This window comes from Pseudaquabacterium inlustre (genome assembly GCF_038066595.1).
GTDB classification, from domain to species: Bacteria; Pseudomonadota; Gammaproteobacteria; order Burkholderiales; family Burkholderiaceae_C; genus Pseudaquabacterium; species Pseudaquabacterium inlustre.
This window is the reverse complement of record NZ_JBBUTH010000003.1, coordinates 490,643-517,222: the sequence shown is the minus strand read 5'-3', so window position 1 is coordinate 517,222 and position 26,580 is coordinate 490,643. Positions and strand designations below refer to the sequence as shown.

Here is a 26,580-nt window from a genome sequence, read left to right as displayed (position 1 = left end):
ACATCTGGCGTTAACCGTTGGTTAACGAGCTGGGGCGGGAGCCGGGATGGACAAGCTGCGCGCGATCACCTACTTCGTGGCCGCAGCGGAGTGCGGCAGCCTGACCGCCGCGGCGCGCCGCCTTGGCGTGAGCGCGCCCGCGGTGCTCAAGCTCATCGGCACCCTCGAGGCCGCGCTGGGCGTTCCGCTGCTCGAGCGCCATGCCAAGGGCGTGCACCTCACGCCGGCCGGCAGCGACTACCTCGACTGCTGCCGGCCGTTGCTGGAGGAACTGGGCGCGGCGGAGGCGGCGCTGCAACACAGCGCGCTGCGCCCCAGCGGCACGCTGGTGGTGGCGATCCACGAGCAGCTGGCCCACCACATCCTGCTGCCGGCCATGCATCGCCTGCGCGGCCGGTTTCCGGAGCTGCAGATCGACTTCCGGACGGTGCACCGGCTCAGCGACGCCGACGCCCAGGACGCCGAGGTGCTGCTGCTGCACGGCTGGCCCGAGGCGCCCGCCAGCTACGTGCACCGCCGTCTGGGCATGACACGCAGCCTGGTGCTGGCCAGCCCGGACTACTGGGCCGCGCATGGCGTGCCCGAGTCACCCGAAGCCTTGGCCGGCCACACCTGCGTGATGATGCGCAACCCGGCCGGCATCGTGATCGACCTGTGGGAGTTCCGCCGCGGCGACGAGCAGCGGTCGGTGCGGGTCAATGGCTGGCTGGTCAGCAACGCACGCGAGGTGGTGCTCAGTGCCATCCTGCGCGGACAGGGCGTGGCCCGCCTGAACGAGGTCACCACGCGCACCCCGGTGCGAACCGGGCAGCTGGTTCCCGTGCTAACGGACTGGGACGTCCAGGGCGGCCCGCCGATCAACCTGCTGTACCCCGCCAGCGCGCGGCGCAACCCGCGGGTCCGCGTGTTCATCGACTTCGCGCTGCAGGTGCTCGAACAGCACGGCTCCGGCGGCGAGCGAACGGCCGCATCCACCGAGCGACCGGCCTGGCACCGCAGCGGCTACGGCCGCGCCTCGGCCACCGTGCGCCCGCGCGAACGCTAGGCCCCGGCGTTCAGTCCGGCCGGTTCACCGCGTCCGGCGGCACCTGCCCAGCCAGCGCCGCGGCCAGGTTGTCCACGGCGCGGTGCTCGATGGCGCGGCGCACCTCGGTGACGGCCGAGCCCAGGTGCGGCGTGAACAGCGTGGCCGGGTGCCCGCGCAGCGCGGGGTGGATGGTGGCCGGCCGCTGCGGCAGTGCCAGGTCCTCGAAGGCGAACACGTCGGCCGCGTAGCCACCCACCTGGCCGCTGGCCAGCGCATCGGCCATGGCCGCCTCGTCGACCACGCTGCCGCGACCCACGTTGACCCACAAGGCCCCGGCGCGCGCGGCCGCCAGCGCTGTGGCGTCGATCAGATGCCGTGTGCCGCTGGTCAGTGGCAGCGCCAGCATCACCCAGTCGGCCTGGGCCAGCGCCCCGGCCAGGTCCATCGGCGTGACGCCCTGGTGCCAGGCACCGGGGATGGCCGCCGCGTCCACGCCCAGCAGCCGGCAGCCGAAGCCGCGCAGCCGCTCGGCGATGGCCCGCCCCAGCCGGCCCATGCCCACGATGGCCACGGTGCGGCCATGCAGGCCGTGGCCGTAGAGCGTGGGCCGCCAGCCGGCAAATGCGCCGCTGCGCACCTGCGCATCGCCCTCGCGCAGGTGCCGGCCCAGACCGATGGCCAGGCCCAGCGCCAGCTCGGCGGTGGGTTCGGTCAACAGATCGGGCACGATGGTCAGCCACACGCCGGCGGCCGTGCAGGCGTCCACGTCGTAGCCGTCGCAGCCCTTCAGCGCACCGGCCACCACACGCAGTCGCGGCGCCTGGTGCAGCAGCGCGGCATCCACGCGGTCGGTCATGAAGCCCAGCAGCGCATCGGCCGCGGCGATGCGCCGCGCGAGTTCGTCGGCCGGCAGCGGCTCGGGGCCGGTGTGCATGTCCAGATCGCCCAGCGCACGCAGGCGCTGCACCACGTCGTCGTGCACCGGCCAGGTCGACAGGATGCGGGGGCGGTGCAGCGGGGAGTCGGGTGTGTTCATCGCGGTTCAGGCGGCGGACGCCATCGTGTGGAGGGATTGCCACCAGGCGCTCAGCTGCGCGGCGGCCTCGGCCAGGCTGCGGTCGTTGACGATGTGCAGATCGGGCGCCGGCCCGCTGGCCGCCGGGACCGGCAGCTGGCGCTGCAGGCGGGCGGCATGCGCGGGCGCCGGCTCCCGCCCACGCGCCTGCAGGCGCGCCGCGCGCAGCGCCTCGGGCGCGTCCACCAGCAGCACCCGCGCACGCGGCGCGGCCAGCCGCAGCTGCGGCAGGTGGGCACGCGAGCCGTTCAGCAGCACCCACTGCCCGCGCGCCAGCGGCGCCAGCTCGGCATGCCGGATGCCGTAGTGCAGGCCGTGGGCCTGCCAGCGCAGCGCGAACGCATCGGCCCGCACCTGGGCGACGAACTGCTCGGGTGTCAGGGCCTCGTGCGCCTCGTGCACCTGCGCGCCCTGTTCGGCCGGCCGCGTGATGCTGCGCCGGGCCAGGTGCGGACGCTGCGCGGCCGGCAGGCTGGCGCGCCACAGCCGCAGCAGGCTGTCCTTGCCGGCGCCCGACGGGCCCACCACCACGACCAGTCGTGCGCTGCCGGGCAGCGCGGCGCCGGGATCGTCCAGCGCAGGGTCGGGGCCGAGGCCGGTGTGCGACCCCCCATCGGCCGGCAGATCGGTGACATCGGAGACGGGCGGGTTCATGGTGTCAGCGCCACGCGGGCGCGGCATTCGAAGGGGGCGCCCGCTGCGGGCTCGGTGAACAGGCACAGGCTGCGGCAGCGCAGCGGCTGGCACAGCGCCTGGGCAAAGTGCTGCCGGGCCTGCTGCAGCAGGCGATCCAGCAGCACGGAGTCGCTGTCGGCCAGGTCATCGCTCAGCGTCAGGTGAAAGCGCCAGTCGTCCAGCACATGGGCATAGCCCCAGCGCCCCACCTGGGCCTGCTGGCGCGGGCTGTGGGCGGCGCGCAGCTGGCGCTGGGCCTCGGCGGGCGAGAGCGGCATGCGCCAGGCGTCCAGCGCCTGCACGGCGTCATCGGCCAGGCGGCGCAGCGGGTGATCGGGCGCCAGCGGCAACACCGGCCGCAGCGCCAGAAAGCCGCCCAGCCGGTCCACGGCCAGCGCCGGCAGCGCGAAGGCGCGGTGCTGGCGCGCCAGGCCCTGCAGCGCCGCCCGCAGGCCGGCCTCGTCCAGGCCGGGCGCCAGGCGCATCGGCGCCTTCAGCGTGGCGTGGAAGCCGTAGCGCCAGGGCGTGGCCACACCCGCACGCGCCGGCGCGCCCGCGCCGATGCCGTCACGCGGGCGGCCCAGCCAGTCACAGCCGGCGGCCCACAGCGGGTGGTCGGGCTCGGGTGCGAAGTAGATGGCGTGGCGCGCGGCGCCGGTGGGGACGTGGGCGGGGGCGGGGGCGGGGGCGGTCATGGCATCACCTCGCGCGCGTCGGTCTCGCCGTCGTGGGCCACGCTCAGCTGCACGGCATCCGACGCGAACACCGTGCGCGCGGCCTCCACCGGCCGGCCCTCGCCGTCCACGTTGACGTACTGCACCACCAGCACCGGCTCGGTGGCCGGGCGGGCCAGCGCATCGGCCTCGGCGGCGCTGGGCAGGCGGCACGACACCGTGCTGCGGGCGCGCACATAGTCAGCCACGCCCAGCTCGGCCAGCGCACGCGTCACCGAGCCGTGGCGCACGAACGCGTCGGCCATGTCGCCCAGGCGCGCGGCCGGGTAGGCCGAGGTCGACAGGCCCACCGGCCGGCCGCGCACCACCGCCAGCGTGTGCAGCAGCAGCACCTCGTCGGTGCGGGCCAGGTGCAGCGGTGCAGCCCAGTCGCCGGCCGGCTCGGTGGCGTGGCCCAGCAGCTCGCGCTGTGCACGCTCGCCGGCCTCGGCCAGGTTCTCGGTCATGCGGGTGCGGCGCTTCAGCGCGTAGTCGAGCACCAGCTCGCGCACATAGGTGCCGCTGCCCTGCACCACGCGCAGGTGGCCCTCGTGCACCAGCTGGCGCACGGCCTGGCGCAGCGTGTGGCGGTGCACGCCGAAGCGCGCGGCCAGCGCGCTCTCGTTGGGCAGCTGCGCACCGGGCGCATGCAGGCCGGCGGCGATCTCGTCGCGCAGCGCCGAGGCAATGCGCTGCCAGCGCGAGGGCGTGCGTGCGATGCGATCGGCCTCATCGGCACGCGTCGATCGAATGTCAGGGGCGTCGAGCATCTTCAAGAAACTGTCATCGGCGCTGTGAATACTGCGTGCATCTTCAGACGTCTAGATGACATGCCCATGAACCCAACGCCTGCCGAACAGGCCAGCCCGCCCGGTGATCTGCAGCCCGCACGCCGCGACTGGCTGCGCGTGCTGGCCCGCGCCCGCGGCACGGACCTGGCGCGCCTGGCCCAGCCGGTGCTGCAGGACTTCCGCTTCGAGCCGCTGCGCGCGCCAGAGGCCGGGCTGGTGATGGTGCGTGCGCGCATCGGCAACAGCGGCGACCGCTTCAACCTGGGCGAGGCCACCGTGGCGCGCTGCGTGGTGCGCCACCGCGCGGCCGATGGCAGCGTGGTGGCCGGCGTGGGCCATGTGCTGGGCACCGACACCGCCCATGCCGAGCGCGTGGCCTGCCTGGACGCACTGCTGCAGCGCCCCGCCTGCCACGCGCTGGTGATGCGCAGCGTGGTGCAGCCGCTGTCCGACATCGACGCGCAGCGCTGCGCCGCCGAACGCGCGGCCACCGAGACCAGCCGCGTGCGCTTCTACACCTTGCAACCCGAGAACGCATGAACGCTGCCCTGTCCCTTCACACCGCCAGCGCGGCGTCCGGCCTGGCACTGGACCGCATCGGCCGCGGCCTGGCCGATCCGGTGCATGGCGCGCAGCAGGTGTTCCGCCAGCTGCTGTCAGCACAGTCGCATCCCGGCCGGCTGCACACCCTGCCCGACACGCTGCTGCAAGGCCTGGAAGCCCCCGGCCTGGGCCGCGCAATGGCCGCCGTGCTGCTGAGCCTGCTGGACGCCGAGACCGGCCTGTGGCTGCCCGCGGATTGGCAGGACAGCGGCGCGGCCGACTGGCTGCGCTTCCACACCGGCACGCGCACCGACCTGACCCTGGCGGATGCGCCCTTCGCCGCCACCGACCTGGCCGCACTGGCCCGCGAAGGCCGCGACGCCGCCAGCCTGTGGACCACCCTGCCCTGGGGCAGCGACGAGGTGCCGCAGGACGGCGCCACGCTGCTGCTGGAGGTGCCCGCGCTGGCCGATGCCGACGCCAAAGTCGGCGCCGATGCCCTGACGCTGCGCGGCCCCGGCATCGCCAGCACGCAGACGCTGGCCGTGGCCGGGTTGGACGCCGCCTTCTGGCGCGCGCGCGACGCGGTGGCCGCGGCCTACCCTTGCGGCGTCGATCTGCTGCTGTGCTGTGGCGACACCTTCGCCGCCATCCCGCGCACCACACGCATCACCCGCCAGGAGGGCTGAGGCCATGTACATCGCCGTGAAGGGTGGCGAGCACGCCATCGAAGCCTCGCTGCGCCTGCTGGACGCCGCACGCCGGGGCGACCGCGCCCTGCCCGCGCTGCAGGCGCCGCAGCTGCGCGAGCAGCTGGGCCTGCTGGTCGACCGCGTGATGGCCGAAGCCTCGCTGTACGACCCCGACCTGGCCGCGCTCGCCATCCAGCAGGCGCGGGGCGACACCATCGAGGCCGTGTTCCTGCTGCGTGCCTACCGCACCACGCTGCCGCGCTGGGGCTTCAGCCAGCCGGTGGACACCGCGGCCATGCGCGTGCGCCGCCGCGTCTCGGCCATCTTCAAGGACCTGCCGGGCGGCCAGCTGCTGGGCCCCAGCTTCGACTACACGCAGCGGCTGCTGGATTTCGGCCTGCTGCAAGGCGACACGGCGGCCGATGCTGCACCCTCGGCCGCCGCCGAGCCCGATCCAGGCGCTGCACTGTCCGACAGCGTGCCCAGTCCGCTGCAGCTGCTGGCCGAGCAGGGCCTGATCGAGCCCTGCCTGCCCAGCCCCGGCGACCCCGAGCCGCCCGACATCACGCGCGACCCGCCGTCGCACCCGCTGCCACGCAGCGCCCGCCTGCAGATGCTGGCGCGCGCCGACGAAGGCTGGGTGCTGGGCATGGGCTACTCCACGCAGCGCGGCTACGCCTTCACGCACCCCTTCGTGGGTGAGCTGCGCCACGGCACCGTGGCGCTGGAGATCGTGCCGCCCGAGCTGGGCTTCGCCATCGAGCTGGGCGAGATCGCGCTCACCGATTGCCAGATGGTCAACCAGTTCGTCGGCAGCGCCACGCAGCCGCCGCAGTTCACGCGTGGCCAGGGCCTGGTGTTCGGCCACGGCGAGCGCAAGGCCATGGCCATGAGCCTGGTGGACCGCGTGCTGCGCGCGGGTGAGTTCGACGAGGCGCTGACCAGCCCCGCGCAGGACCCCGAGTTCGTGCTGCCGCACGGCGACAACGTGGAGGCCTCGGGCTTCGTGCAGCACCTGAAGCTGCCGCACTACGTCACCTTCGAGAGCGAGCTGCAGATGATCCGCGCGCTGCGCGAGGAGAAGGCCGAATGACCGCGGTCCGAGCGCCGGGCCGCTCCCAAGCCGGACCGCATCCCCTCGGGGGATCGGCCGGCGTACTCGACGGACGAGGGGCAAACATGAACGGATATAACTTCGCCTACCTCGACGAGGGAACGAAACGCATGATCCGCCGCGCGCTGCTGAAGGCGGTGGCGGTGCCGGGCCACCAGGTGCCGTTCGGCTCGCGCGAGATGCCGCTGGCCTATGGCTGGGGCACCGGCGGCATCCAGGTCACGGCGGCGGTGATCGGCGCGGCCGATGTGCTGAAGGTCATCGACCAGGGCTCGGACGACACCACCAATGCGGTGAACATCCGCCGCTTCTTCGCCCGCACCACCGGCGTGGCCACCACCGAGCGCACGGCCGAGGCCAGCATCATCCAGACGCGCCACCGCATCCCAGAGCGGCCGCTGGTGGAAGGCCAGATCCTCGTCTACCAGGTGCCGCAGCCCGAGCCGCTGTACAAGCTGGAGCCGCGCCGTACCGAGACGCGCAAGCTGCACGGCTTTGCCGAGTACGGGCTGATGAACGTGAAGCTGTACGAGGACATCGCGCAGTGGGGGCGCATCGACGTGTCGTACGACTACCCGGTGCTCGTGCATGGCCGGCATGTGATGTCGCCGTCACCCATCCCCGCCTTCGACAACCCCAAGATGCACCAGATGCCGGCGCTGCAGCTGTTTGGCGCCGGGCGCGAGAAGCGGCTGTACGCCATTCCGCCGTACACCGATGTGCACAGCCTCGACTTCGAGGACCACCCCTTCCGCATCACGCCGCAAGGCCACGCCTGCGTGCTGTGCGGCTGCACCACCAGCTTCAAGGACGAGGTGCCGATGGACGACGGCAGCACGCAATGGACCTGCTCCGACACCGACCACTGCCGCAGCGTGCAGGCCGGCCACGCGACGGAGGCGGCATGAACGATTGGCTGACCGACGACGGCACGCTGCCCATCCTGGTGGCGCAGGATCTGGGCCACCGCTTCGACCGCCCCGGCAGCACCGACGGCCACTGGGCGCTGCGCGATGCCAGCCTGGCGCTCTACCCCGGCGAGGTGCTGGCCATCGTGGGCGAATCGGGCTCGGGCAAGAGCACGCTGCTGCGCACGCTGGCCGGCCGGCTGACGCCCACGCAGGGCCGCGTGCTGTACCGCGAGCGCAGCGGCCGCGTGGTGGACGTGCATGCCTGCGCCGAGCGCGAGCGCCGCGTGCTGGCGCGCACCGAATGGGGCTTCGTCGAGCAGCATGCGCACGAGGGCCTGCGCATGGCGGTGAGCGCCGGCGCCAACATCGGCGAGCGCCTGATGGGCCGCGGCGAGCGCCACTACGGCCGCCTGCGCGATGCCGCCCAGCGCTGGATGGCCCGCGTGGAGCTGGACACCGCGCGCATCGACGATGTGCCGCGCGCCTTCTCGGGCGGCATGCGCCAGCGCCTGCAGATCGCGCGCAACCTGGTCACCTGCCCGCGTCTGGTGCTGATGGACGAGCCCACCTCGGGCCTGGATGTCTCGGTGCAGGCGCGCCTGCTCGACCTGATCCGCCTGCTGGTGGGGCGGCTGCACCTCTCAGCCATCGTGGTCACGCATGACCTGGGCGTGGCCCGCCTGCTGGCCCACCGCACGCTGGTGATGCGCCAGGGCCGCATCGTGGAGCATGGCCTGACCGACCGCGTGTTCGATGACCCGCAGCACCCCTACACCCAGCTGCTGGTGGCCTCGGTGGTGAACGCATGACGACAACGATGACGACGACCGACACCCCGCCCCCGGTGCTGAGCGTGGAAGCCGCCAGCAAGCGCTTCACGCTGCACCTGCGCGACGGCCTGCAACTGCCGGTGCTGCAGGACGTGAGCCTGCAGGTGCGCTCCGGCGAATGCCTGGCCCTGGTGGGCCCCTCGGGCCGCGGCAAGAGCACGCTGCTGAAGTGCCTGCACGGCAGCTACGGCCTGGAATCCGGCGCGCTGTGGCTCACGCAGGCCGATGGCCGGCGCGTGGACCTGGCCCGCGCCGCGCCGCGCACCGTGCTGGCATTGCGCCGGCGCGAGATCGGCTACGTGAGCCAGTTCCTGCGCGCGCTGCCGCGCCAGTCGGCGCTCGACCTGGTGGCCGAGCGCCTGCTGGAGGCCGACCCCTCGCCGCCGCAACCGGATGCCGACCCGCTGGACGACGGCCCGCACGAGGCGGCCCTGGGCGCCGCCCGTGCCCAGGCCGGCGCGCTGCTGGCCCGGCTGAACCTGCCCGAAGGCCTGTGGGGCCTGCCGCCGGCCACCTTCTCGGGCGGCGAGCAGCAGCGCGTGAACATCGCGCGCGGCTTTGCCGTGCCGGCCCGCCTGCTGCTGCTGGACGAGCCCACCGCCTCGCTGGACGCCGGCAACCGCCGCGTGGTGATCGAGCTGATCCGCGAGGCCAAGGCCCGCGGCAGCGCCATCGTCGGCATCTTCCATGACGAGGAGGTGCGCGATGCCGTGGCCGACCGTCGCTACCACTTCCACTGAAACAGGCTGCCCGCGATGAACCCCACCGTCTTCACCCATGCCCGCGTGGTGCTGGGCAACGAGGTGCTGCCCGAGGCCAGCGTGACCGTGGCCGAGGGCCGCATCGTCGAGGTGCAGCCCGGCCGCAGCCAGGTGCCCGGCGCCATCGACCTGCATGGCGACTGGCTGCTGCCCGGCCTGGTGGAAGTGCACACCGACAACCTGGAGCGGCATGTGATGCCGCGGCCCAAGACCACCTTCCCGATGCGCGCGGCCGTGCAGGCGCATGACGCCGAGATTGCCGCCGCCGGCATCACCACGGTGCTGGACGCCATCGGCGTGGGCGACCCGTATGGCGACGGCTTCCGCTCGCGTGACCAGAGCGCGCTGCTGCAGGTGCTGGATGCGCTGGAGCAGGCGCAGGTGCTGCGCAGCCAGCACCTGATCCATGTGCGCTGCGAGTTGCCGGCCGCCAATGCGCAGGAGCTGTTCGCGCCCTTTGCCGGCCACGCGCGGCTGGCCTTGATCTCGCTGATGGACCACACACCCGGCCAGCGCCAGTGGACCGACATCGAGCAGGCCCGCACCTACTACACCGGCAAGAAGGGCTGGAGCTACGCGCAGTTCGACGACGAGGTGCGCATCGCCCCGCAGCGCCAGGCCGCCCACGCCGAGCCCAACCGCCGCTGGTTTGCCGACTTCGCCCGCCGCCACGGCGTGACCCTGGCCACCCACGACGACACCACGCTGGCCCATGTGGACGAGGCCCGCCAGTTGGGCGCGTTGATGAGCGAGTTCCCCACCACGATGGCCGCCGCCCGCCACGCCCATGCCCAGGGCCTGTCCACCATCGCCGGCGCGCCCAACGTGGTGCGCGGCGGCTCGCACTCAGGCAACGTGGCGGCCATCGATCTGGCACGCCAGGGCGTGCTGAGCGGCCTGTCGTCCGACTACGTGCCCGGCAGCCTGCTGCAGGCCGCCTGGGTGCTGCACCGCGACGGCGGCTTCAGCCTGCCCGAGGCCGTGCGCGTGGTCAGCCGCGGCCCGGCCCAGGCCGCTGGCCTGCACGACCGTGGCGAGATCGCCCCGGGACTGCGCGCCGACTTCGTGTGCGTGCGCGAGGTGGACGCGCACCCGGTGGTGCGCGAGGTGTTCGTCGGCGGACGGCGCGTGGCTTGATCCAGGTCGAGGCCGGCACACGTGCCGGCGCAGGCCCGCATGCCGGGCGGGGTAAGCTGAATGGTCACCGCCAGCAGCTGCCCGCATGCCCCCACCGACCCGAAGCGTCTTCGACATCCCGAAGATGGACTGCCCGTCCGAGGAGGGCATGGTGCGCATGGCCCTGCAGGGCGTGGCGGGCGTCACCTCGCTGTCGTTCGACCTGCACCGGCGCCAACTCACCGCCGTGCACCAGGGCCCGACCGATGAGTTGCTGGCCCACCTTCAGCCGCTGGGCCTGGGCACCACGCTGGCCACGTCCTCGCCATCGGGTGACGCCGCCGCAGCCGCAGCCGACCCTGCCGGCGAGGCGCGCGTGCTGAAGCAGTTGCTGGCCATCAACGCGCTGATGTTCGTGCTGGAGATCGGCGTGGGCCTGTGGGCCCAGTCCACCGGGCTGATCGCCGACGCGCTGGACATGTTTGCCGATGCCGCGGTGTACGGCCTGGCGCTCTACGCGGTGGGCCGATCCGACGCCTTGAAGGCCCGCGCCGCACACCTGGCCGGATGGCTGCAACTGGGCCTGGCGCTGCTGACCTTGGCCGAGGTGCTGCGCCGCTTCGTCTTCGGCAGCGAACCGGTGTCGGCGCTGATGATGTGCATGGGCGGCGTGGCCCTGATCGCCAACGCCGCCTGCCTGATCCTGATCGCCCGCCAACGCCAGGCCGGCGCGCACATGCAGGCCAGCTACATCTTCTCGTCCAGCGACGTGATCGCCAACGCCGGCGTCATCCTGGCGGGCGCCCTGGTGGCCTGGACCGGGTCACGCCATCCCGATCTGGTCATCGGGCTGGTGATCACGGGTGTGGTGATGAACGGGGCGCGGAGGATCCTGAGACTGCGCTGAGGGCGCTCGTGGCGCCCCCGGATCCACACCCCGGCAGCGTCACTCTGCCGCCACCGGCTCGTCCTCGGTGTGACGGTCGGGTTCGGTGGTGCACAGGATCTCGTTCAGGACGGCGGTGGCGTAGCTCCCGGCGTCCAGCGAGAACTCGAGCACCAGTTCGTCCGCCTGCGGCCATTGCCAGGACAGGTCCGCCGGACTGGCCACCAGGGCGCGGCGCGCCTGGTCGAGCCCCGCATGCTCCATGCCGTCGCACAGAGCGGCGTGCTGCTGCGCCACGCCGTTTTCCAGCGCCTGCGCGGCATCGGTGGTGGTCACGCGGCCACGTCCCCAGAGGGGGCCGGTGGGACGGCCGGCCTCGTCCAGCACGTCACCGGGCAGCGTACGGCCCCACTGGCCCTGCCGGATGCGCAGCGCCAGCACCTCGTTGAAGACGAAGGACCGCACGGCCGAGAGGTAGAGGCCCTTCTTCTTCGGGTTGCGCACGCGGATCTCGCGCGCCAGCATCGCCCGGCCCTGCTCGACATTGCCCCCGTCGTGCCCGAAGCGCTGGGCGCCGAAGTAGTTGGGCACGCCCTGCGCCGCCACGGCCCGCAGGTTCGCTTCGATGGCGTCGCGGCGGCCGGTCACGTCGCGCAGCACGATGCGGAAGCGGTTGCCCTGCAGATCACCCGGCCGCAGCTTCTTCACGTGGCGGCTCTGCGCCAGCACCTTGAATTCCGGGTGCGCCAGCCCGGTCAGGTCGGGCCCGTCGCCCTTGGGCAGGTACAGGCTGAACCACTGGCGCGTGATGGCATGGCGGTCCTTCAGGCCGGCATAGCCCACGTCGCGCTCCTGCACGCCCGCCGCCTCGGCCAGCCGCTGGGCCACGAAGGCGGTGTTCGCCCCGTTCTTCTCGACCTCGAGCCAGACATGCTCGCCCACGCCGCCGGGCCGCTGCAGCGGCAGTTCGGTGACGCGAAAGTCCTCGTTGAAGCGCTTCAGCGTGGCGCTGGCACCGCTGGATGGGTAGGCGCTGGGCCAGAGAGGAAGGGGCGTGTAGCGGGTGTCGGTCATGAAAGGAGGGGCCCGGTAGGCGCTGTGCTTTGAGACAGCGCCGCGGGCCGATGTTGCCACCCCGTCGTCACTCCAGCCTGGAAACGCGCAGGCGCGCACCAGCCCCATCGGTCGCGTCCACCTCGAAGCGGTAGCGCCCGGGCCTGGGCACGTTGAAGTGCAGATTGGCACCGCCCAGGGTCAGGTCTGCAAAGGCGCCCGGCGCGATGTGCGGAACGCTCGCAGCACCGAGATCCACCGTCCGCCAGTCTGCGGAGGCAATCTTGAACTCGATGGGGCCTGCAGGCAGTTCGGCCTGGCTGGTGGCTTCAAACCGCCTCGGCGCGACGGCCTGCAGCACCAGATCGGTCCCCCAGTTGTTCAAGCTGCCGCGAACGAACATGGGGGTCGCCTCCATGCGGGCGACCACTGCGGACTGGGTCGTCGGCATCCAGGCCGTCCAGCCGTGGGCCACCGCGACAGCGCGAATGACTTCGTTCATCAGGCTTCTCGCTCCATTGGCGTTGGCCATCAGGACGATGGCACGGCCGCCACCTTCAGCGTCGGCCAACCACCGGGACTCGAAGCCCGCATTGCTCCCGTCGTGACCCCAACGGGCATTGGCCCGATCGACGACGAAGCCGAGGCCGCTTTCATCGAACTGTGGTCTGAGCGCCTCGGCCAGAAGATCAGCCCCCAACAGCTGAGGCAGGGCCAGACTGAAGCGAGCCAGGTCACTGGGGGTCGTCCACAGGCCCGCCGCAGCTGACTCGGGGTGGATGCGGTAGCCACCCGGGATCGGATTCCCCTTCGAATGTCCGACAGCGGTTTGGGCCTGGATACCCGGCGCCAACGGATCAGACGGCGCGAAGAAGCTCTGGCGCATGCCAGCCGGCACCAGGACCTCGTGCTGCGCAACCAGGCCGAACGGCTGGCCGGCCGTGTCCTCGATGACCTGCTGCAGCACGCTGTAGCCACCCCCTGAGTAGCGCCACTGCGTGCCGGGCAGTGCATCGACGCGCACGGGCGCGGAGTTGGCCGGCGGGCTCCCGTCCAGCACCTGCAGCAGTGTCGGGACGGGTGCACCCACCGGATAGCCATCAAAGCCCGACACCGTCAGTCCCGCACTGTGGCTGAGCAGGCGTCGCAGGCTCACACCGCGCTCAAAGGTCTGCGGACCAGCCGGCAGTCGCCAGGCCTTCAGGTGAGACTGCAGATCCCCGTCCAGCGTCAGGCGCCCCCGATCGACCCATCGCAGCGCCACCACGGCGGCGACGGGCTTGCTGATGCTGGCCGCCTGAAGCAGCGTGTCAGTGGTCATGGCCTGACCGGGCCTGGCCTCGCCCCAGGCGTGAGCCCATGCGAGCTGACCTCGGTCCACGACCGCCACGCTCAGGCCGGGAATCTGGAGCTCACACATGCGGTCGACCAGCCTGGCCGGTACGGTGTGCGGCGTCACCACGGCCGGGAGCAAGCCTCGCTCGACGTCCTGAACCCTTGCGGCATTGTCAGCAGGTGCCTGTGGCTGGGCAGCGATCGATGCAGCCCACAGGAGTGCGGCAGCCGAACATGCCAAAGGGATGGACTTCATGGAAGTGGCCACGCCGTTGCCAGCGCCCAGGTCTGCGAGTACAGGGCAGCTTATCAGCGCCGGGACGCCGGCGGTGACAGGTAGTCCTGGCACACCTCATAGGCCGCCACAGCGCACTCTGCCTGCACCTGCTGCGCATGCTCGACGAAGGCGCGCACCAGGCGTGAGGCGTGACGGCTGGCCAGCCACACCAGATGGGCGTGGGTGGCCATGCCCGGCTCCTCGAACGGCACGCCCACCAGGCCGGCGCCGGGCACGAAGCCCTGGGCCGACACCACACCCAGCCCCAGGCGCTGGATGACCGCCTCGCGCACCGCCTCGCGGCTGCTCAGCCGCACGCGTGCGTGCACCGCCACGCCGGCCTCGGCCAGACAACGCTCGAACACGCGCTGGGTGGTCGATCCCACATCGCGCAGCACGAAGGGCTCGTCGGCCAGATCGCCCAGGCGCACGCGGCTGGCGCCGGCCAGACGGTGGCCCGGCGGCACCATCAGCCACAGCGGCTGGCGCTGCAGCGGCAGGCTCAACAGCCGGTCGTCGGCCGGTGCCTCGACAATCAAGGCCAGGTCGGCCGCGTAGTCCAGCACGCGCTGCAGCACGGTGGCACTGTCGCCGGCCACCACCTGCACCTGCAGCTGCGGATGCCGCTGACAGAAGCCGCGCAGCAGCTTCATCAGGTTGTAGGGCCCCACCGCCGCCAGGTGCAGCTGGCCCGACAGGCCGCAGGCATTGGCGCCCAGCAGCGACTGCGCCTCGAGCTCCAGCTCCGACAGACGGTGCGTCACCCCGCGCAGCTGCTGCCCCAGCGGCGTGATCGCCAGGCGCCGGCCGCGCCGGAAGAACAGCTCCACCCCGAAGTGCCGCTCCAGTTCGGCCAGTTGCTCGCTCAGCGTGGGCTGGCTCACGCCCAGGCGGCGTGCGGCGGCCGTCACCGAGCCGGCCGCCGCCACGGCATGGAAGGATTGCAGCAGCATCAACAGCTTCATCGGCCCCACCTATCAGCAGCGCAACTTTCGCGGGCATTCTTTTCATGCCCGTGACATCGCCGGCCGCGAAGCTGGCGCCATGGCCGAGATCCGCATCCGCAACCTTCAGAAGACGTTCGGGTCCACCCAGGTGCTCAAGGGCGTCGGGCTGGACGTGGGCGATGGCGAGTTCATCTCGCTGGTCGGCCCCTCGGGCTGCGGCAAGTCCACGTTGCTGCGCATCCTGGCCGGCCTGGAGCGGCAGGATGGCGGCGAGGTGCACCTGGCCGGGCGCCGCATGGATGCGCTGCCGCCCGCCGCGCGCGACATCGCGATGGTGTTCCAGTCGTACGCGCTGTACCCGCACCTGTCGGTGCGCGAGAACATCGGCGTGCCATTGGCCGTGCGCCGCCTCAGCCGCTGGCAGCGGCTGCCGGTGCTGGGCCGCTGGTGGCCCGGCAGCCGTGCCTGCCGCGCCGAGATCGACCGCGAGGTGCAGGCCGCAGCGCAACAGCTGGACATCGCCCACCTGCTCGACCGCAAGCCGGGCCAGCTGTCGGGCGGGCAGCGCCAGCGCACCGCGCTGGGCCGGGCGCTGGTGCGCCGGCCGGCCGCCTTCCTGATGGACGAGCCGCTGTCGAACCTGGACGCCAACCTGCGCGTGCAGATGCGCAGCGAGATCACCGCCCTGCACCGGCAACTGGGCACCACCTTCGTCTATGTCACGCACGACCAGACCGAGGCCATGACCATGTCCACCCGCGTGGCGGTGATGATGGGTGGCCGGCTGCTGCAGGTGGGCTCGCCCTCGCAGGTGTACTTCGATCCGGCCAACCTGCAGGTGGCCGAATTCATCGGACAACCGCGGCTCAACACCCTGGTGTGCGAGCGCGACGGCCAGGGCCGCATCCGTCACCACGGCCAGCCGCTGCCCGTGGCCCTGCCCGGCGCCGGGCCGGCCGGCCAGCGCATCACGCTGGGCCTGCGGCCGGAGGCGTTGGCGCTGGAGGCGGTGGGCCGGCTGGGGCTGACGGGCCAGGTCACGGGCCACGAGCACCTGGGCAGCGATGTGCTGGTGTGGGTGGCCCTGGACGGCAGCGGCCAGCGCCTGGTGCTGCGCTGCGATGCGTTGGCCGCGCTGCCCGAGCGCGGACAGACCGTCGGCGTGCGCATCGAACCCGCACGCGCCCTGGCCTTCGACACCGACGGCCGGCGTCTGGCATTGGAGGCGGCAACACATGGCTGAACCACTGACCGCAAGGGCTGGCGCGCCGGCCGGGCTGCGCTGGCGCCTGGCCTGGCCGCTGACGGTGGGGCACGCGCTGGTGGCACCGGCAGGCGCGCTGATGCTGCTGCTGCTGTTCGGCCCGCTGGCCGTGGTGGCCGCGCTGTCGTTGAGCGACTACCAGTTCGGTGCCGACACGCTGGCCTACGTGGGCCTGGACAACTACCGCGCACTGGCGGGTGACCGCGTGTTCTGGAAGTCGCTGTCCAACACCGCGCTGTACAGCCTGGCGGTGGTGCCCTGCTCGGCCGGCCTGGGCCTGCTGGCCGCGCTCGGCATCCATGGCCTGCGGCGCGGGCAGGCGCTGTACCGGGCCGCGCTGTTCCTGCCGGTGATGGCCACGCTGATCGCGATGGCCATCGTGTGGGAGTTCATGCTGCACCCGAACTTCGGCCTGGTGAACCTGTGGCTCAAGGCCCTGGGTGGCACGCCACGCGCCTGGCTGCAGGACGAATCGCTCGCCCTGTGGGTGCTGGCCGTCATCGGCGTGTGGCAGGGCTTCGGCTTCAACATGGTGCTGTTCAGCGCCGGCCTGCTGGGCATCCCGCGCGCGCTGTACGAGGCGGCCGAGGTCGACGGCGTGCCGGCCGGCTGGGCGCGGTTCCGGCTGGTCACCTGGCCGATGCTGGCGCCGGTCACGCTGTTCGTGCTGGTGATCAGCGCGATCAAGTCCTTCCAGGTCTTCGACACCGTGCACGTGCTGACGAAGGGCGGCCCCAACAAGGCCACCGAGGTGCTGGTGTACACGCTGTATGCCGAGGGCTTCGAGTTCTTCCGGTCGGGCCACGCGGCGGCGGTGACCATGGTCTTCCTGGCCATCGTGCTGCTGATCACCGTCATCAAGACGCGCTGGCTCGACAAGCGCGTGCACTACGCCTGAACCGCACATGAACCGCCTTCGCCTCGCCGATGCCGTCGGCCAGCTGGCCCGCCACGCCCTGTTGCTGGCCCTGGCGGCGCTGACGCTGCTGCCCTTCGCCTGGATGCTGTCCACCGCCAGCAAGCCCGAAACCGAGGTCTTCAGCGATGTGCTGCACTGGCTGCCGCAGCGCTGGGCGCTGGTCGACAACCTGGACGCGGCCTTTGCCCGTGCGCCACTGCTGCGCCTGCTGGCCAACGGGGTGATCGTCACCGGCTGCATCTTCGTGCTGCAGATGCTGGTGGCGCTGCCGGCCGCGTATGCGCTGGCCAAGCTCGACTTCCGCGGCCGCGGCCTGCTGATGGGCGCCGTGCTGCTGGGCCTGCTGGTGCCGCAGCATGCGGTGGCGGTGCCGGTTTTCCTGCTGCTGCACCAGCTGGGGCTGCTCGACAGCTATGCCGCGCTGGTGGCGCCCTGGACGCTGTCGGTGTTCGGCATCTTCCTGCTGCGCCAGTTCTTCAAGACCGTGCCGAACGACCTGATCGACGCCGCACGCATCGACGGCCTGAGCGAGCTGGCCATCGTCTGGCGGGTGATGCTGCCCACCGCCTGGCCGGCGGTCACGGCCTTCGGCATCTTCTCGGTCGTGGCGCACTGGAACGACTACTTCTGGCCACTGATCGTCATCAACAGCCCGCAGTACCTGACGCCTGCGCTGGGCGTGGCCCAGTTCCGCAACCAGGAGGCCGGCACCAACTACGGCGTGCTGATGGCCGCCGCCATGGTGGTCATCGCGCCCCTGGTCATCGCCTTCCTGCTGGCGCAGCGCCGCTTCATCGAAGGCATCACCCTCACCGGCATGAAGTGACGCCGGCGCCGCGCGCCTGCACCGCCCCCTCTTTCCCCCCCGCGCACACCGGAGATCTCCGACATGAAGTTCCTGCACCGCATCGCCGCCGCCGCGGCCTTGGCCAGCGTGGCCACGCTGGCCGCTGCTGCCCCCACCGAGATCGTCATCCAGTACCCCTACGGCGAATTTTTCGACGAGACCCACAAGCAGATCGCGGCCGAGTTCGCCAAGCTGCACCCGAACATCAAGGTCACGTTCCGCGCGGCCTATGACAGCTACGAGGAGGGCACGCAGAAGGTGCTGCGCGAGGCCATCACCAAGCAGCTGCCCGATGTCACCTTCCAGGGCCTGAACCGCATCCGCATCCTGGTCGACCGCAAGGTGGCCGTGCCGCTGGACGGCTACATCAAGGCCGAGAAGAACTTCGCGACCCAGGGCTTCCATCAGGCCATGTTCGACATCGGCACGGCCGGCGGCAAGGTGTATGCGCTGCCCTTCGCCATCTCGCTGCCCGTCGTCTACTACAACCTCGATCTGGTGAAGCGCGCCGGGGGCGACCCCGACAAGCTGCCCAGCACCTGGGATGGCGTGTTCGCGCTGGCCAAGAACGTGCGCGGCCTGGGCGGTGAGCTCAACGGCGTGACCATGGCCTGGGACATCACCGGCAACTGGCTGTGGCAGGCCCCGGTGCTGAGCCAGGGCGGCAGCATGCTCAGTGCCGACGAGAAGAAGGTGGCGTTCGACGGTCCGGCCGGCGAGTTCGCGATCGACCTCTACAGCCGCCTGGTGCAGGAGGGCCGGATGCCCAACCTGTCGCAGCCCGATTCGCGCGCGGCCTTCGCCGCTGGCAAGACCGGCGTGCACATCACCAGCACCTCCGATCTGGCCAAGGTGACCAGCATGGTGGGTGGGAAGTTCGCGCTCAAGACCGGCGTGTTCCCCGGCGTGAAGGAAGGCAGTGGCCGTCTGCCCGCCGGCGGCAACCTGGGGGTGGTGGTCAGCACCGACCCCAAGAAGCGCGAGGCCGCCTGGGAGGTGCTGAAGTTCTGGACCGGCCCGATCGGCGCCTCGATCGTGGCCCGCACCACCGGCTACATGCCGCCCAACAAGGTGGCCAACGAGATCTACCTGAAGGACTTCTACGCCCAGAACCCGAACAACTACACCGCCGTGAAGCAGCTGCCGCTGCTGACCCGCTGGTACGCGTTCCCGGGCGAGAACGGCCTGAAGATCACCGACGTGATCAAGGACCACCTGCAGACCATCGTCTCGGGCAAGCGCGCCGCCGAGCCGCGCGCCGTGCTCAAGGACATGGCCCACGACGTGCAGCAGCTGCTGCCGCGCTGAGGGCCGGGCCATGCGCTGGACCAAGTTCATCCACCTCACCGACACGCACTTCGTCGAGCCCGGCGAACGCCTGTACGGTGGCGACCCGCGCAGCCGGCTCGAGGCCGCGGTGCGCAGCATCGCCACCGAGCATGCCGATGCCGAGTTCTGCCTGATCACCGGCGACCTGGCCCACCTGGGCCAGCCGCAAGCCTATGGCGCGCTGCGCGAGGTGCTGGCCGGCCTGCCCATGCCGGTGCAGCTGCTGCTGGGCAACCACGACGACCGCCACGCCTTCCAGGCGTGCTTTCCGGCCGTGCCGCGCGATGCCGACGGCTTCGTGCAGCGCGCCCTGCCGTTCCGGCAGGGTCTGCTGCTGATGCTCGACACCAACGAGCCCGGTGTCTCGCACGGCGTGTTCTGCGAGCGCCGCCGCGCCTGGCTGGCCGCGCAGCTGGCCGCCAGCGGCGAGCAGCCGGTGTGGATCGCCATGCACCACCCGCCCTTCGACATCGGCCTGCCGAGCATGGATGCCATCGGCCTGCGCGAAGCCGATGCCTTCGAGGCCGTGATCGCGCCGCACCGCCAGCGCCTGCGCCACCTGTTCTTCGGCCATGTGCACCGGCCGGTGTCGGGCAGCTGGCTGGGCGTGCCCTTCAGCACGCTGCGCGCACTGAACCACCAGGTGGCACTGGACTTCCGCGACGACGGGCGCATCCCCGGCAGCTTCGAGCCGCCGGCCTATGCGGTGGTGCTGGCGGACGAGCGCCAGACCGTGATCCACAACCACGACTTCCTCGATGCCAGCGAGCGCTTCCTGCTCTGAGGCCGGACGGCCGCAGGCCATCGTCTTCGATGTCGATGGCACCCTGGTCGACACCCTGCCGGCCGTGCACAGCGCGCTGAATGCGGTGCTGGGCATGGCCGGGCACGCCGCGGCCGATCACCGCCTGGTGCGCCGGCACTTCAGCGCCGGCATGCACGGGCTGCTTCAGGCGGCCCTGGCGGCAGGCGATGGCGTGGGCGATGCCTCGCGATCCACACCGGTCGACCCGGCGCTCGAGGCCGCCTTCGGCCAGGCCTACCTGGACCGCGTGGCCGACCTCGCGCGGCCGTTCGACGGCGTGGCTGCCATGCTGGCCGATCTGGCCGGGCGCGGCCTGCGCCTGGGCGTGTGCTCCAACGGTGCCTCCGCCGCACTGCAACGCATGCTGTCGGCCTTCGGCTGGCACTCGCACTTCAGCATGGTGGTGGATGCCGGCAACGCCCGTGCGCTCAAGCCCAGCCCGGCGCCGCTGCAGCAGGTGCTGCAAGGGCTACAGGTGCAACCCGCCGATGCCTGGCTGGTGGGCGACAGCGAACTGGACGGCCGCTGCGCGCGGGCGGCAGGCTGCCGCTTCGTGTGGGTGGCCTGCGGCTACGGCGGCGACGAGGCTGCCGCGATGGCGCACAGCCGGCTCGCCGATCCGACGGATCTGCCCGCACTGTTGGCGGGCGTCGGCTGAGCGGCGCTGGATGACCGGCAGCTCGCGCGGTCAGGCGCGGCTGCGCAGGCCGTCCAGCAGCCCCAGGTAGTAGGCCAGCGGCGGCGTTTCACGCCCCGGCACCTTGGCCAGGTCGTCCCAGCGCCGCAGGCTCAGCGCGGCCTGCGCATGCGGCTGGGCCTGGAAGGCGGTGGCCTCGGCCTCGGCCATGGGCCCGCCCTGCAGGGCCAGCGAGTGCACCGACGCGGGCGACAGCGTGGCCGCGTAGCCGGGGTCGACGGTGACCAGGCAGCGCTTGGCCTGCACGTGCAGGCGGATCGGCTCGATCAACGCGGGGCCGAAATGCCCGGCCAGCAGCGGCACGGCCAGGTCTTCATGGCGGTCGTCCAGGCGGTCGTTGCGGGCGATGGCCTCGGCGGCCAGGAAGTGGCCCACGTCGTGCAGGAAGGCCGCGGCCACCAGCGGCGCGTCGGCGTGCGCCCATTCGGCCAGCTGGGCGCACTGCAGTGCATGGGCGGTGGCGCTGATGGCCTCGCGGCGTGCGCCTTCATAGGGTTGCTCGCCGTGGGCGGCGAACAGGGCGTCGATGCGTTCGATGATGTCCATGGTGTGGCGAGCTCAGGGGTTCAGATCAGGCGCTTGCGCAGCTGCGACGACAGCACGTCGATCAGCGACACGGTCACCACCAGCATCAGCAGCACGGCGGCGGTCTGGCCGTACTGGAAGCCGCGGATCACGTCCCACAGCACCATGCCGATGCCGCCGGCGCCCACCATGCCCACCACCGAGGCACTGCGCACATTGGCCTCGAAGCGGTACAGGCCGTACGAGATCCACAGCGGCATCACCTGCGGCAGCACGCCGAAGGCGATCTCGGCCAGCGGGTGCGCGCCGGTGGCGCGGATGCCATCCACCGGGTGCGGGTCGATGGCCTCCACGGCTTCCGAGAACAGCTTGGCCAGCGTGCCGGTGGTGTGCACCCACAGCGCCAGCACGCCGGCAAACGGCCCCAGGCCCACGGCCACCACGAACAGCAGCGCGAACACCATTTCGTTGATCGAGCGGCAGGCGTCCAGCACGCGGCGCACCGGCTGGTGCACCCAGGCCGGCGTGAGGTTGCCCGCCGCCAGCAGCGACAGCGGCACCGAGCACACCACGGCCAGCGCCGTGCCCCACAGCGCGATCTGCAGCGTGACCAGCAACTCGCTCAGGTAGTGGCGCCACTCGGTGAAGTCGGGCGGGAAGAAGCCGCTGGCGTACTGCGCCATGTTGCCGGCGTCGCGCCACAGGTCCAGCGGACGCATGTCGGCGCCCTGCCAGCTGCCGGCCAGCACGGCCAGCAGCAGGCCCCAGCCCAGCAGGGCCGCGGTGGAGGTGCGGGGCGCGGCAGGCATGGCCGCCCGGGCGCCGGGCTGCGACGGGGACATGGCGTGGGCGGTGGCGGCGGTGGGGCTCATGGCAGTAGCTCGGTGCAGCGCGGTCAGTCCGGCATCACTTGGCGCTGGCCAGCTGGCGGCCCAGTTCGGCCAGGCGCGCGTCGATCTCGGCCAGCTTCTTGGCGCGCTCATCGGCCGCCAGCGCGGTGTTGGCTTCCACCTTGGCGCGCTCGCGCGCCAGCTCGATCTGTCGCACCGGCACCAGCTGGGCGTTGCTGGACGGGCGGAACGCGCTGTAGCCGATGACCTGCAGGTTCTGCTGCTCGCGCTCGGTCTTGCCGTAGTTCAGCATGAAGGCGCGCACCTTGGCCTTGGTGGCCTCGTCCATGTCCTTGCGCCACACGATGGGGTCGCTGGCGATCAGCGGCGAGCGCCAGATCTCGCGGAAGTTCTTGCTCTGCTCGGCATGGGTCTGGCTGAAGCGGTGCACGTTCTCGGTGTTGTTGGTGGCCACGTCCACCTGCTTGTTCACCACGGCCAGCAGGTTGGTCTCGTGGTTGGCGCGCACGGTGCGCTTGAAGTCCTTGGTGGGGTCGACGCCGTTCTGCGCGAAGGCGAACAGGCCCGGCACCGCGGTGCCGCTGGTGGAGTTGGGGTCGCCGAAGCCCAGCGTCAGGCTGGCGCGGCTCTTCAGAACGTCGTCCAGGTTCTTGATCGGGCTGTCCTTGTGCACCACCAGCAGCGAGTAGTAGCCCTCGGTGCCGTCCTTGCCCACCACCTTGGCAAACACCTCGGCGCCGGCGCGGTCCACCGCCTCCATGGCCGACTTGTTGCCCATCCAGGCGACCTGCACCTTGTTGAAGCGCAGGGCCTCGATCACGCCGGCGTAATCGGGCACGAATACGGCGTTCACCTTGATGCCGGTGGCCTTGCTCATGTCGTCCAGCACGGGCTGCCAGGCGGTCTTGAGGTTGGACGACGACTCGGTGGTGATGAAGCTGAAGTTCAGCTCCTTGACCTGGGCCGAGGCGCCAGCGGCGGCCAGCAGGCCCGAGGCGAGGCAGAGGGTGGCGATCCAGGGTTTGATCATGATGCGGGTGTCCTTGCGGTCGGTCGCTTGAAGGGGATGGGGTGAACAGGTGAACCGTCAGGCGGCCTGCAGCGCAGCCGGCATGGGTGGCAGGGGCGGCAGGCCGGCATCGTTGGCCGGCGCGGCATGGCCGGCGGCGGGGGCGAACAGTTCGTCGGTCTGCGCGCCGTACAACTCGCGCAGGCGCTCGGGGGTCAGCGCGGTGGTGGGGCCGTCGTGCACCACGCGGCCGGCGCGCAGCGCGATGGTGCGCGGGCAGAACGCGAAGGCATGTTCCACCTGGTGCAGCGACACCACCACGGTGACGCCGAGCTCGCGGTTCACCTCGGCCAGCAGTTCCATCACGCGGCGGCTGGAGGCGGGGTCGAGCGAGGCCACCGGTTCATCGGCCAGGATCAGGCGCGCGCCCTGCACCAGGGCCCGCGAGATGGCCGCACGCTGCTGCTGCCCGCCCGACAGCGTGGACGCGCGCTGCCAGGCGCAGTGGCCGATGCCCACGCGGTTCAACGCATCCCAGGCGCGCTGCTGCTCGGCGGCCGGGAACTGGCGCGTCAGCGCACGCCACAGCGGCAGGCGGTGCAGCGCGCCGGCCATCACGTTGTGCATCACCGGCAGGCGCGGCACCAGGTTGAACTGCTGGAAGATGGTGGCCACCTCGCCGCGCATGGCCCGCACCTGCGGCGCCAGGCGGCCGCCGCGCTGCAGATCGCGGCCGAACAGACGCACCGTGCTGGCCGAGCCCGCATCGGCGCGGTGCAGGCCGTTGAGGTGCCGCATCAGCGTCGACTTGCCCGAGCCCGAAGCCCCCAGCAGGGCCACCATCTCGCCCGGCGCCACGCGCAGCGACACCTCGCGCAGTGCGGGCTGGCCGCCGAATTGCTTGCTCAGCGCTTCCACTTCAATGGCCCAGGTGCTCATGGCGGCTCCGTCAGTTCCCACAACGGAGCGCGATCATCTAGACCTCTCGTGACCTTCCGATGACGATGCCCCGGCAGAATCCCGCTTCACCCCCATCCAACGCCCCGGAGAACGCCCGATGAACGACCGCCTGCGCTGCTTCTGCCAACTGGCCGACCTGGACGGCGCCGCCGGCTTCCTGACCGCCACGCGCCAGCACCTGCACCGCCACCCCGAGCTGTCGTTCGAGGAGGCCGAGACCGCCGCCCTGGTGGCCGCCCACCTCTCCGAATGGGGCTGGCAGGTCACGCGCCACGTGGGCGGCCACGGCGTGGTGGCCACGCTGACCGTGGGCGACGGCCCGCGCCGCGTGGCCGTGCGCGCCGACATGGACGCGCTGCCGATCGCCGAGATCGCCGACCCCGACGGCCGCCCCTGGCAAAGCCGCACCACCGGCGTGATGCACGCCTGCGGCCACGACGGCCACACCACCATGCTGCTGGGCGCCGCGCAGCAACTGGCGGCCACGCGCAACTTCAGCGGCACGGTGCACCTGGTGTTCCAGCCGGCCGAGGAGAGCAATGGCGGCCCCGGCGGCAAGAGCGGCGCGCAGCGCATGATCGACGACGGCCTGTTCGAGCGCTTCCCCTGCGACGCGATCTTCGGCCTGCACAACACGCCGGGCGTGCCGGCCGGGCACTTCGGCTTCGGCAGCGGGCCGTTCATGTCGGCGTCCGACACCGCGCGCATCACCATCCACGGCCGCGGCGGCCACGCCGCACGCCCGCACCAGGCGGTCGACCCGGTGCTGATCGCCGGCAGCCTGGTGGTGGCGCTGCAAAGCATCGTGGCACGCAACATCGACCCGCGGCAGACGGCCATCATCACCATCGGCGCCATCCATGCCGGCTCGGCCCCCAACGTGATCCCCGACGAGGCCACTCTGGCCATGAGCATCCGCAGCTTCACGCCCGAGGTGCGCGAGCTGCTGGAGCAGCGCATCCGCGCCCTCGTCACCGCGCATGTGGCCGGCTATGGCGGCACGGTGGACATCGACTACGAGCGCGGCTACCCGGTGGTGGTGAACAGCGAGGCCGAGACCGATTTCGCGCGCCAGGTGGCCGAGGAACTGGTGGGCCCCGAGCGCGTCATCGCGCCCTTCCCGCCCGTCACCGGCAGCGAGGATTTCGCCTACTACCTGCTGCACAAGCCCGGCTGCTTCTTCCGCCTGGGCAATGGCGAAGAAGGCGCCATGCTGCACAACCCGCGCTACGACTTCAACGACGCCATCCTGACCACCGGCGCAGCGTTCTGGACGCGGCTGGTGGAGCGCTACCTGGCGCAGTGAGCCGCGGCGGCCGCCCGTCCTTCTTCGGCGGCCCCGGCCAGGATGCGGTGGCCAGCGTGTGCCACACTGGCCCATGACCCAACCGCTGCTGCAAGCCGCCGACCTGCGCGCCGCTGCCCGCCTGACCACCGACGCGGTGGCCGGCATCGCCAGCCTCGTCGAAGCCATGCATGCCCGCATCGCCAGCCCGCTGCGCGGCGCCGGCCTGGGCCCCGCCTGGCCCGACGATGCGCGCGCCGGCGGCGTGGCCGGCCTGGTCTACAAGACCGTGCGCGGCGTCACGCACCTGGTGGGCGGCAGCGCGCAGGCCCTGCTGGCCTTGCTGGATCCCGTGCTGGCCGCGCCTGAGGCCGGCCAGGCGCCCCGCGCCGAGCGGGAGGCGGTGGTGGCCGCGCTCAACGGCGTGCTGGGCGACCACCTGGCGGCCACCGGCAACAGCCTGGCCATCGACATGCGCTTTCGCCGCGCGGGCCGGCCCCTGCTGCTGGAGCGGCACGCGCTGCGCGCCAGCCTGCCGGGCGCCACGCCGCGGCTGCTGGTGCTGCTGCACGGCCTGTGCATGAACGACCTGCAATGGCAGCGCGCCGGCCACGACCACGGCGAGGCACTGGCGCGCGACCTGGGCTACACGCCGGTCTACCTGCACTACAACAGCGGGCTCAGCATCTCCACCAACGGCCGCATCCTGGCGCAGCGCATGGAGGCGCTGTACGACGCCTGGCCGGGGCCGATCGAGCGCCTGGTGATGATCGGCCACAGCATGGGCGGCCTGGTGGCGCGCAGCGCCATCCACCATGGCGCGATGGCGCAGCGCGGCGGGCTGCGCTGGCCGGGGCGCGTGGACGATCTGGTGTGCCTGGGCTCGCCGCACCAGGGCGCGCCGCTGGAGCGCGCCGGCCATGGCGTGGACGTGCTGCTCAGCGCTGCGCCCTACGCCGCACCGCTGGCACGCCTGGGCAAGGTGCGCAGCGCCGGCATCCATGACCTGCGCCTGGGCAACATCGTGAACCCGCCCTCGGGCGATGACGGCGAGCACCGCTGTCCCCAGGTGCCGCTGCCCGGCGGCACCCGCTGCTACGCCGTGGCCGCCAGCCTGGGGCCGTCAAGCGGCAGCCTCAAGTCGCGGCTGCTGGGCGATGGCCTGGTGCCGGTGGCCAGCGCACTGGGGCAGCACCGCGATCCCGATCGCCGCCTGGCCTTTGCCGCCGACCGCCAGGCCCTGGTGCACGAGACCGGGCACCTCGACCTGCTGTCCAGCCGCGCGGTGTACGCGCGGATGCGGGACTGGCTGGCCTAGAAGCCAGGCGATCGGCTACGCTCGG

At 71.9% G+C, this 26,580-nt stretch carries 28 protein-coding genes; 17 read left to right on the top strand and 11 right to left on the bottom strand.

All coding sequences use genetic code 11. The annotated features are described in order from the left end of the window. Positions 1–46: 46 nt before the first annotated feature. Positions 47–1,045 (top strand): LysR family transcriptional regulator, encoded by a 999-nt coding sequence (locus AACH10_RS07585; RefSeq protein ID WP_341409762.1) that lies wholly within the window; start codon positions 47–49, stop codon positions 1,043–1,045. 10 nt (positions 1,046–1,055) lie between these two features. Here AACH10_RS07585 and AACH10_RS07580 read toward each other — a convergent pair whose 3' ends face one another. Genes AACH10_RS07580 through phnF form a run of 4 tightly spaced genes read right to left on the bottom strand, consistent with a single transcriptional unit; the run spans position 1,056 to position 4,260 of the window. After that, positions 1,056–2,063 (bottom strand): NAD(P)-dependent oxidoreductase, encoded by a 1,008-nt coding sequence (locus tag AACH10_RS07580; protein WP_341409761.1) that lies wholly within the window; start codon positions 2,061–2,063, stop codon positions 1,056–1,058. A gap of 6 nt (positions 2,064–2,069) precedes the next feature. Next, complete coding sequence (locus AACH10_RS07575; protein WP_341409760.1) at positions 2,070–2,756, bottom strand: phosphonate metabolism protein/1,5-bisphosphokinase (PRPP-forming) PhnN; 687 nt, start codon at positions 2,754–2,756, stop codon at positions 2,070–2,072. Next, a complete protein-coding gene (locus tag AACH10_RS07570) occupies positions 2,753–3,472 on the bottom strand; it encodes a DUF1045 domain-containing protein (protein ID WP_341409759.1) in 720 nt (239 codons plus the stop codon). The genes AACH10_RS07575 and AACH10_RS07570 overlap by 4 nt, the downstream gene beginning before the upstream one ends. After that, complete coding sequence (gene phnF / locus AACH10_RS07565; protein ID WP_341409758.1) at positions 3,469–4,260, bottom strand: phosphonate metabolism transcriptional regulator PhnF; 792 nt, start codon at positions 4,258–4,260, stop codon at positions 3,469–3,471. The genes AACH10_RS07570 and phnF overlap by 4 nt, the downstream gene beginning before the upstream one ends. 66 nt (positions 4,261–4,326) lie before the next feature. Here phnF and phnG point away from each other — a divergent pair, with 66 nt between their 5' ends. The 8 genes from phnG to AACH10_RS07525 all read left to right on the top strand — a co-directional run bounded on the left by phnG (position 4,327) and on the right by AACH10_RS07525 (position 11,155). Beyond that, positions 4,327–4,821, top strand: coding sequence for a phosphonate C-P lyase system protein PhnG (phnG, locus tag AACH10_RS07560; RefSeq protein WP_341409757.1), 495 nt, complete (start codon positions 4,327–4,329; stop codon positions 4,819–4,821). After that, complete coding sequence (phnH, locus tag AACH10_RS07555) at positions 4,818–5,513, top strand: phosphonate C-P lyase system protein PhnH (RefSeq protein WP_341409756.1); 696 nt, start codon at positions 4,818–4,820, stop codon at positions 5,511–5,513. Before phnG ends, phnH begins: the two co-directional genes overlap by 4 nt. A gap of 4 nt (positions 5,514–5,517) precedes the next feature. After that, the gene (locus AACH10_RS07550; RefSeq protein WP_341409755.1) at positions 5,518–6,609 is read left to right on the top strand and encodes a carbon-phosphorus lyase complex subunit; all 1,092 of its coding nucleotides are present in this window, start codon (positions 5,518–5,520) and stop codon (positions 6,607–6,609) included. An 86-nt stretch (positions 6,610–6,695) separates the two neighbouring features. Beyond that, positions 6,696–7,538, top strand: coding sequence for an alpha-D-ribose 1-methylphosphonate 5-phosphate C-P-lyase PhnJ (locus AACH10_RS07545; RefSeq protein ID WP_341409754.1), 843 nt, complete (start codon positions 6,696–6,698; stop codon positions 7,536–7,538). Beyond that, entirely contained in the window at positions 7,535–8,350 is an 816-nt protein-coding gene (gene phnK / locus AACH10_RS07540) for a phosphonate C-P lyase system protein PhnK (RefSeq protein WP_341409753.1), read from the top strand. Before AACH10_RS07545 ends, phnK begins: the two co-directional genes overlap by 4 nt. A gap of 8 nt (positions 8,351–8,358) precedes the next feature. Continuing rightward, positions 8,359–9,111, top strand: coding sequence for a phosphonate C-P lyase system protein PhnL (gene phnL / locus AACH10_RS07535; RefSeq protein ID WP_341409752.1), 753 nt, complete (start codon positions 8,359–8,361; stop codon positions 9,109–9,111). Between the two features lie 15 nt (positions 9,112–9,126). Beyond that, positions 9,127–10,269: an alpha-D-ribose 1-methylphosphonate 5-triphosphate diphosphatase gene (locus tag AACH10_RS07530; protein ID WP_341409751.1), complete on the top strand. Its 1,143-nt coding sequence runs from the start codon at positions 9,127–9,129 to the stop codon at positions 10,267–10,269. A gap of 85 nt (positions 10,270–10,354) precedes the next feature. Next, the gene (locus AACH10_RS07525; RefSeq protein WP_341409750.1) at positions 10,355–11,155 is read left to right on the top strand and encodes a cation efflux transmembrane domain-containing protein; all 801 of its coding nucleotides are present in this window, start codon (positions 10,355–10,357) and stop codon (positions 11,153–11,155) included. 39 nt (positions 11,156–11,194) lie between these two features. Here the strand turns inward: AACH10_RS07525 and truD are convergent, their stop codons facing one another. The 3 genes from truD to AACH10_RS07510 all read right to left on the bottom strand — a co-directional run bounded on the left by truD (position 11,195) and on the right by AACH10_RS07510 (position 14,764). After that, on the bottom strand, positions 11,195–12,208 hold the full coding sequence (gene truD / locus AACH10_RS07520; protein WP_341409749.1) for a tRNA pseudouridine(13) synthase TruD: 1,014 nt from the start codon (positions 12,206–12,208) through the stop codon (positions 11,195–11,197). A gap of 67 nt (positions 12,209–12,275) precedes the next feature. Continuing rightward, positions 12,276–13,778, bottom strand: coding sequence for a serine hydrolase (locus AACH10_RS07515; RefSeq protein ID WP_341409748.1), 1,503 nt, complete (start codon positions 13,776–13,778; stop codon positions 12,276–12,278). A gap of 53 nt (positions 13,779–13,831) precedes the next feature. Continuing rightward, positions 13,832–14,764, bottom strand: coding sequence for a LysR substrate-binding domain-containing protein (locus AACH10_RS07510; RefSeq protein ID WP_341409747.1), 933 nt, complete (start codon positions 14,762–14,764; stop codon positions 13,832–13,834). Positions 14,765–14,843: 79 nt separating this feature from the next. Between AACH10_RS07510 and AACH10_RS07505 the strand changes: the two genes are divergently transcribed. The 6 genes from AACH10_RS07505 to AACH10_RS07480 all read left to right on the top strand — a co-directional run bounded on the left by AACH10_RS07505 (position 14,844) and on the right by AACH10_RS07480 (position 20,568). Beyond that, complete coding sequence (locus tag AACH10_RS07505) at positions 14,844–15,989, top strand: ABC transporter ATP-binding protein (RefSeq protein WP_341409746.1); 1,146 nt, start codon at positions 14,844–14,846, stop codon at positions 15,987–15,989. Continuing rightward, positions 15,982–16,908 (top strand): carbohydrate ABC transporter permease, encoded by a 927-nt coding sequence (locus AACH10_RS07500; RefSeq protein ID WP_341409745.1) that lies wholly within the window; start codon positions 15,982–15,984, stop codon positions 16,906–16,908. The genes AACH10_RS07505 and AACH10_RS07500 overlap by 8 nt, the downstream gene beginning before the upstream one ends. A gap of 7 nt (positions 16,909–16,915) precedes the next feature. Then, positions 16,916–17,755: a carbohydrate ABC transporter permease gene (locus AACH10_RS07495; protein ID WP_341409744.1), complete on the top strand. Its 840-nt coding sequence runs from the start codon at positions 16,916–16,918 to the stop codon at positions 17,753–17,755. A 63-nt stretch (positions 17,756–17,818) separates the two neighbouring features. Further along, positions 17,819–19,084, top strand: coding sequence for an ABC transporter substrate-binding protein (locus AACH10_RS07490; protein ID WP_341409743.1), 1,266 nt, complete (start codon positions 17,819–17,821; stop codon positions 19,082–19,084). 10 nt (positions 19,085–19,094) lie between these two features. Beyond that, positions 19,095–19,889 (top strand): phosphodiesterase, encoded by a 795-nt coding sequence (locus AACH10_RS07485; RefSeq protein ID WP_341409742.1) that lies wholly within the window; start codon positions 19,095–19,097, stop codon positions 19,887–19,889. Then, positions 19,864–20,568, top strand: coding sequence for an HAD family hydrolase (locus tag AACH10_RS07480; RefSeq protein ID WP_341409741.1), 705 nt, complete (start codon positions 19,864–19,866; stop codon positions 20,566–20,568). The genes AACH10_RS07485 and AACH10_RS07480 overlap by 26 nt, the downstream gene beginning before the upstream one ends. Before the next feature lie 30 nt (positions 20,569–20,598). On the opposite strand, the gene AACH10_RS07475 is transcribed toward AACH10_RS07480, so the two are convergent. From AACH10_RS07475 to phnC, 4 genes are all read right to left on the bottom strand, one after another. Continuing rightward, positions 20,599–21,153 (bottom strand): phosphonate degradation HD-domain oxygenase, encoded by a 555-nt coding sequence (locus tag AACH10_RS07475; protein ID WP_341409740.1) that lies wholly within the window; start codon positions 21,151–21,153, stop codon positions 20,599–20,601. A 20-nt stretch (positions 21,154–21,173) separates the two neighbouring features. Beyond that, positions 21,174–21,974, bottom strand: coding sequence for a phosphonate ABC transporter, permease protein PhnE (gene phnE / locus AACH10_RS07470; protein ID WP_341409891.1), 801 nt, complete (start codon positions 21,972–21,974; stop codon positions 21,174–21,176). 64 nt (positions 21,975–22,038) lie between these two features. Beyond that, positions 22,039–23,013 (bottom strand): phosphonate ABC transporter substrate-binding protein, encoded by a 975-nt coding sequence (gene phnD / locus AACH10_RS07465; protein WP_341409739.1) that lies wholly within the window; start codon positions 23,011–23,013, stop codon positions 22,039–22,041. 57 nt (positions 23,014–23,070) lie between these two features. Next, positions 23,071–23,931, bottom strand: a complete 861-nt coding sequence (gene phnC / locus AACH10_RS07460; protein ID WP_341409738.1) for a phosphonate ABC transporter ATP-binding protein — start codon at positions 23,929–23,931, stop codon at positions 23,071–23,073. Between the two features lie 118 nt (positions 23,932–24,049). On the opposite strand from phnC, the gene AACH10_RS07455 reads away from it, so the two are divergent. Together AACH10_RS07455 and AACH10_RS07450 are read left to right on the top strand one after the other, a co-directional pair. After that, positions 24,050–25,258: a M20 aminoacylase family protein gene (locus AACH10_RS07455; protein ID WP_341409737.1), complete on the top strand. Its 1,209-nt coding sequence runs from the start codon at positions 24,050–24,052 to the stop codon at positions 25,256–25,258. Between the two features lie 73 nt (positions 25,259–25,331). Further along, positions 25,332–26,555: an esterase/lipase family protein gene (locus tag AACH10_RS07450; protein ID WP_341409736.1), complete on the top strand. Its 1,224-nt coding sequence runs from the start codon at positions 25,332–25,334 to the stop codon at positions 26,553–26,555. The last annotated feature ends 25 nt before the right edge of the window (positions 26,556–26,580 follow it).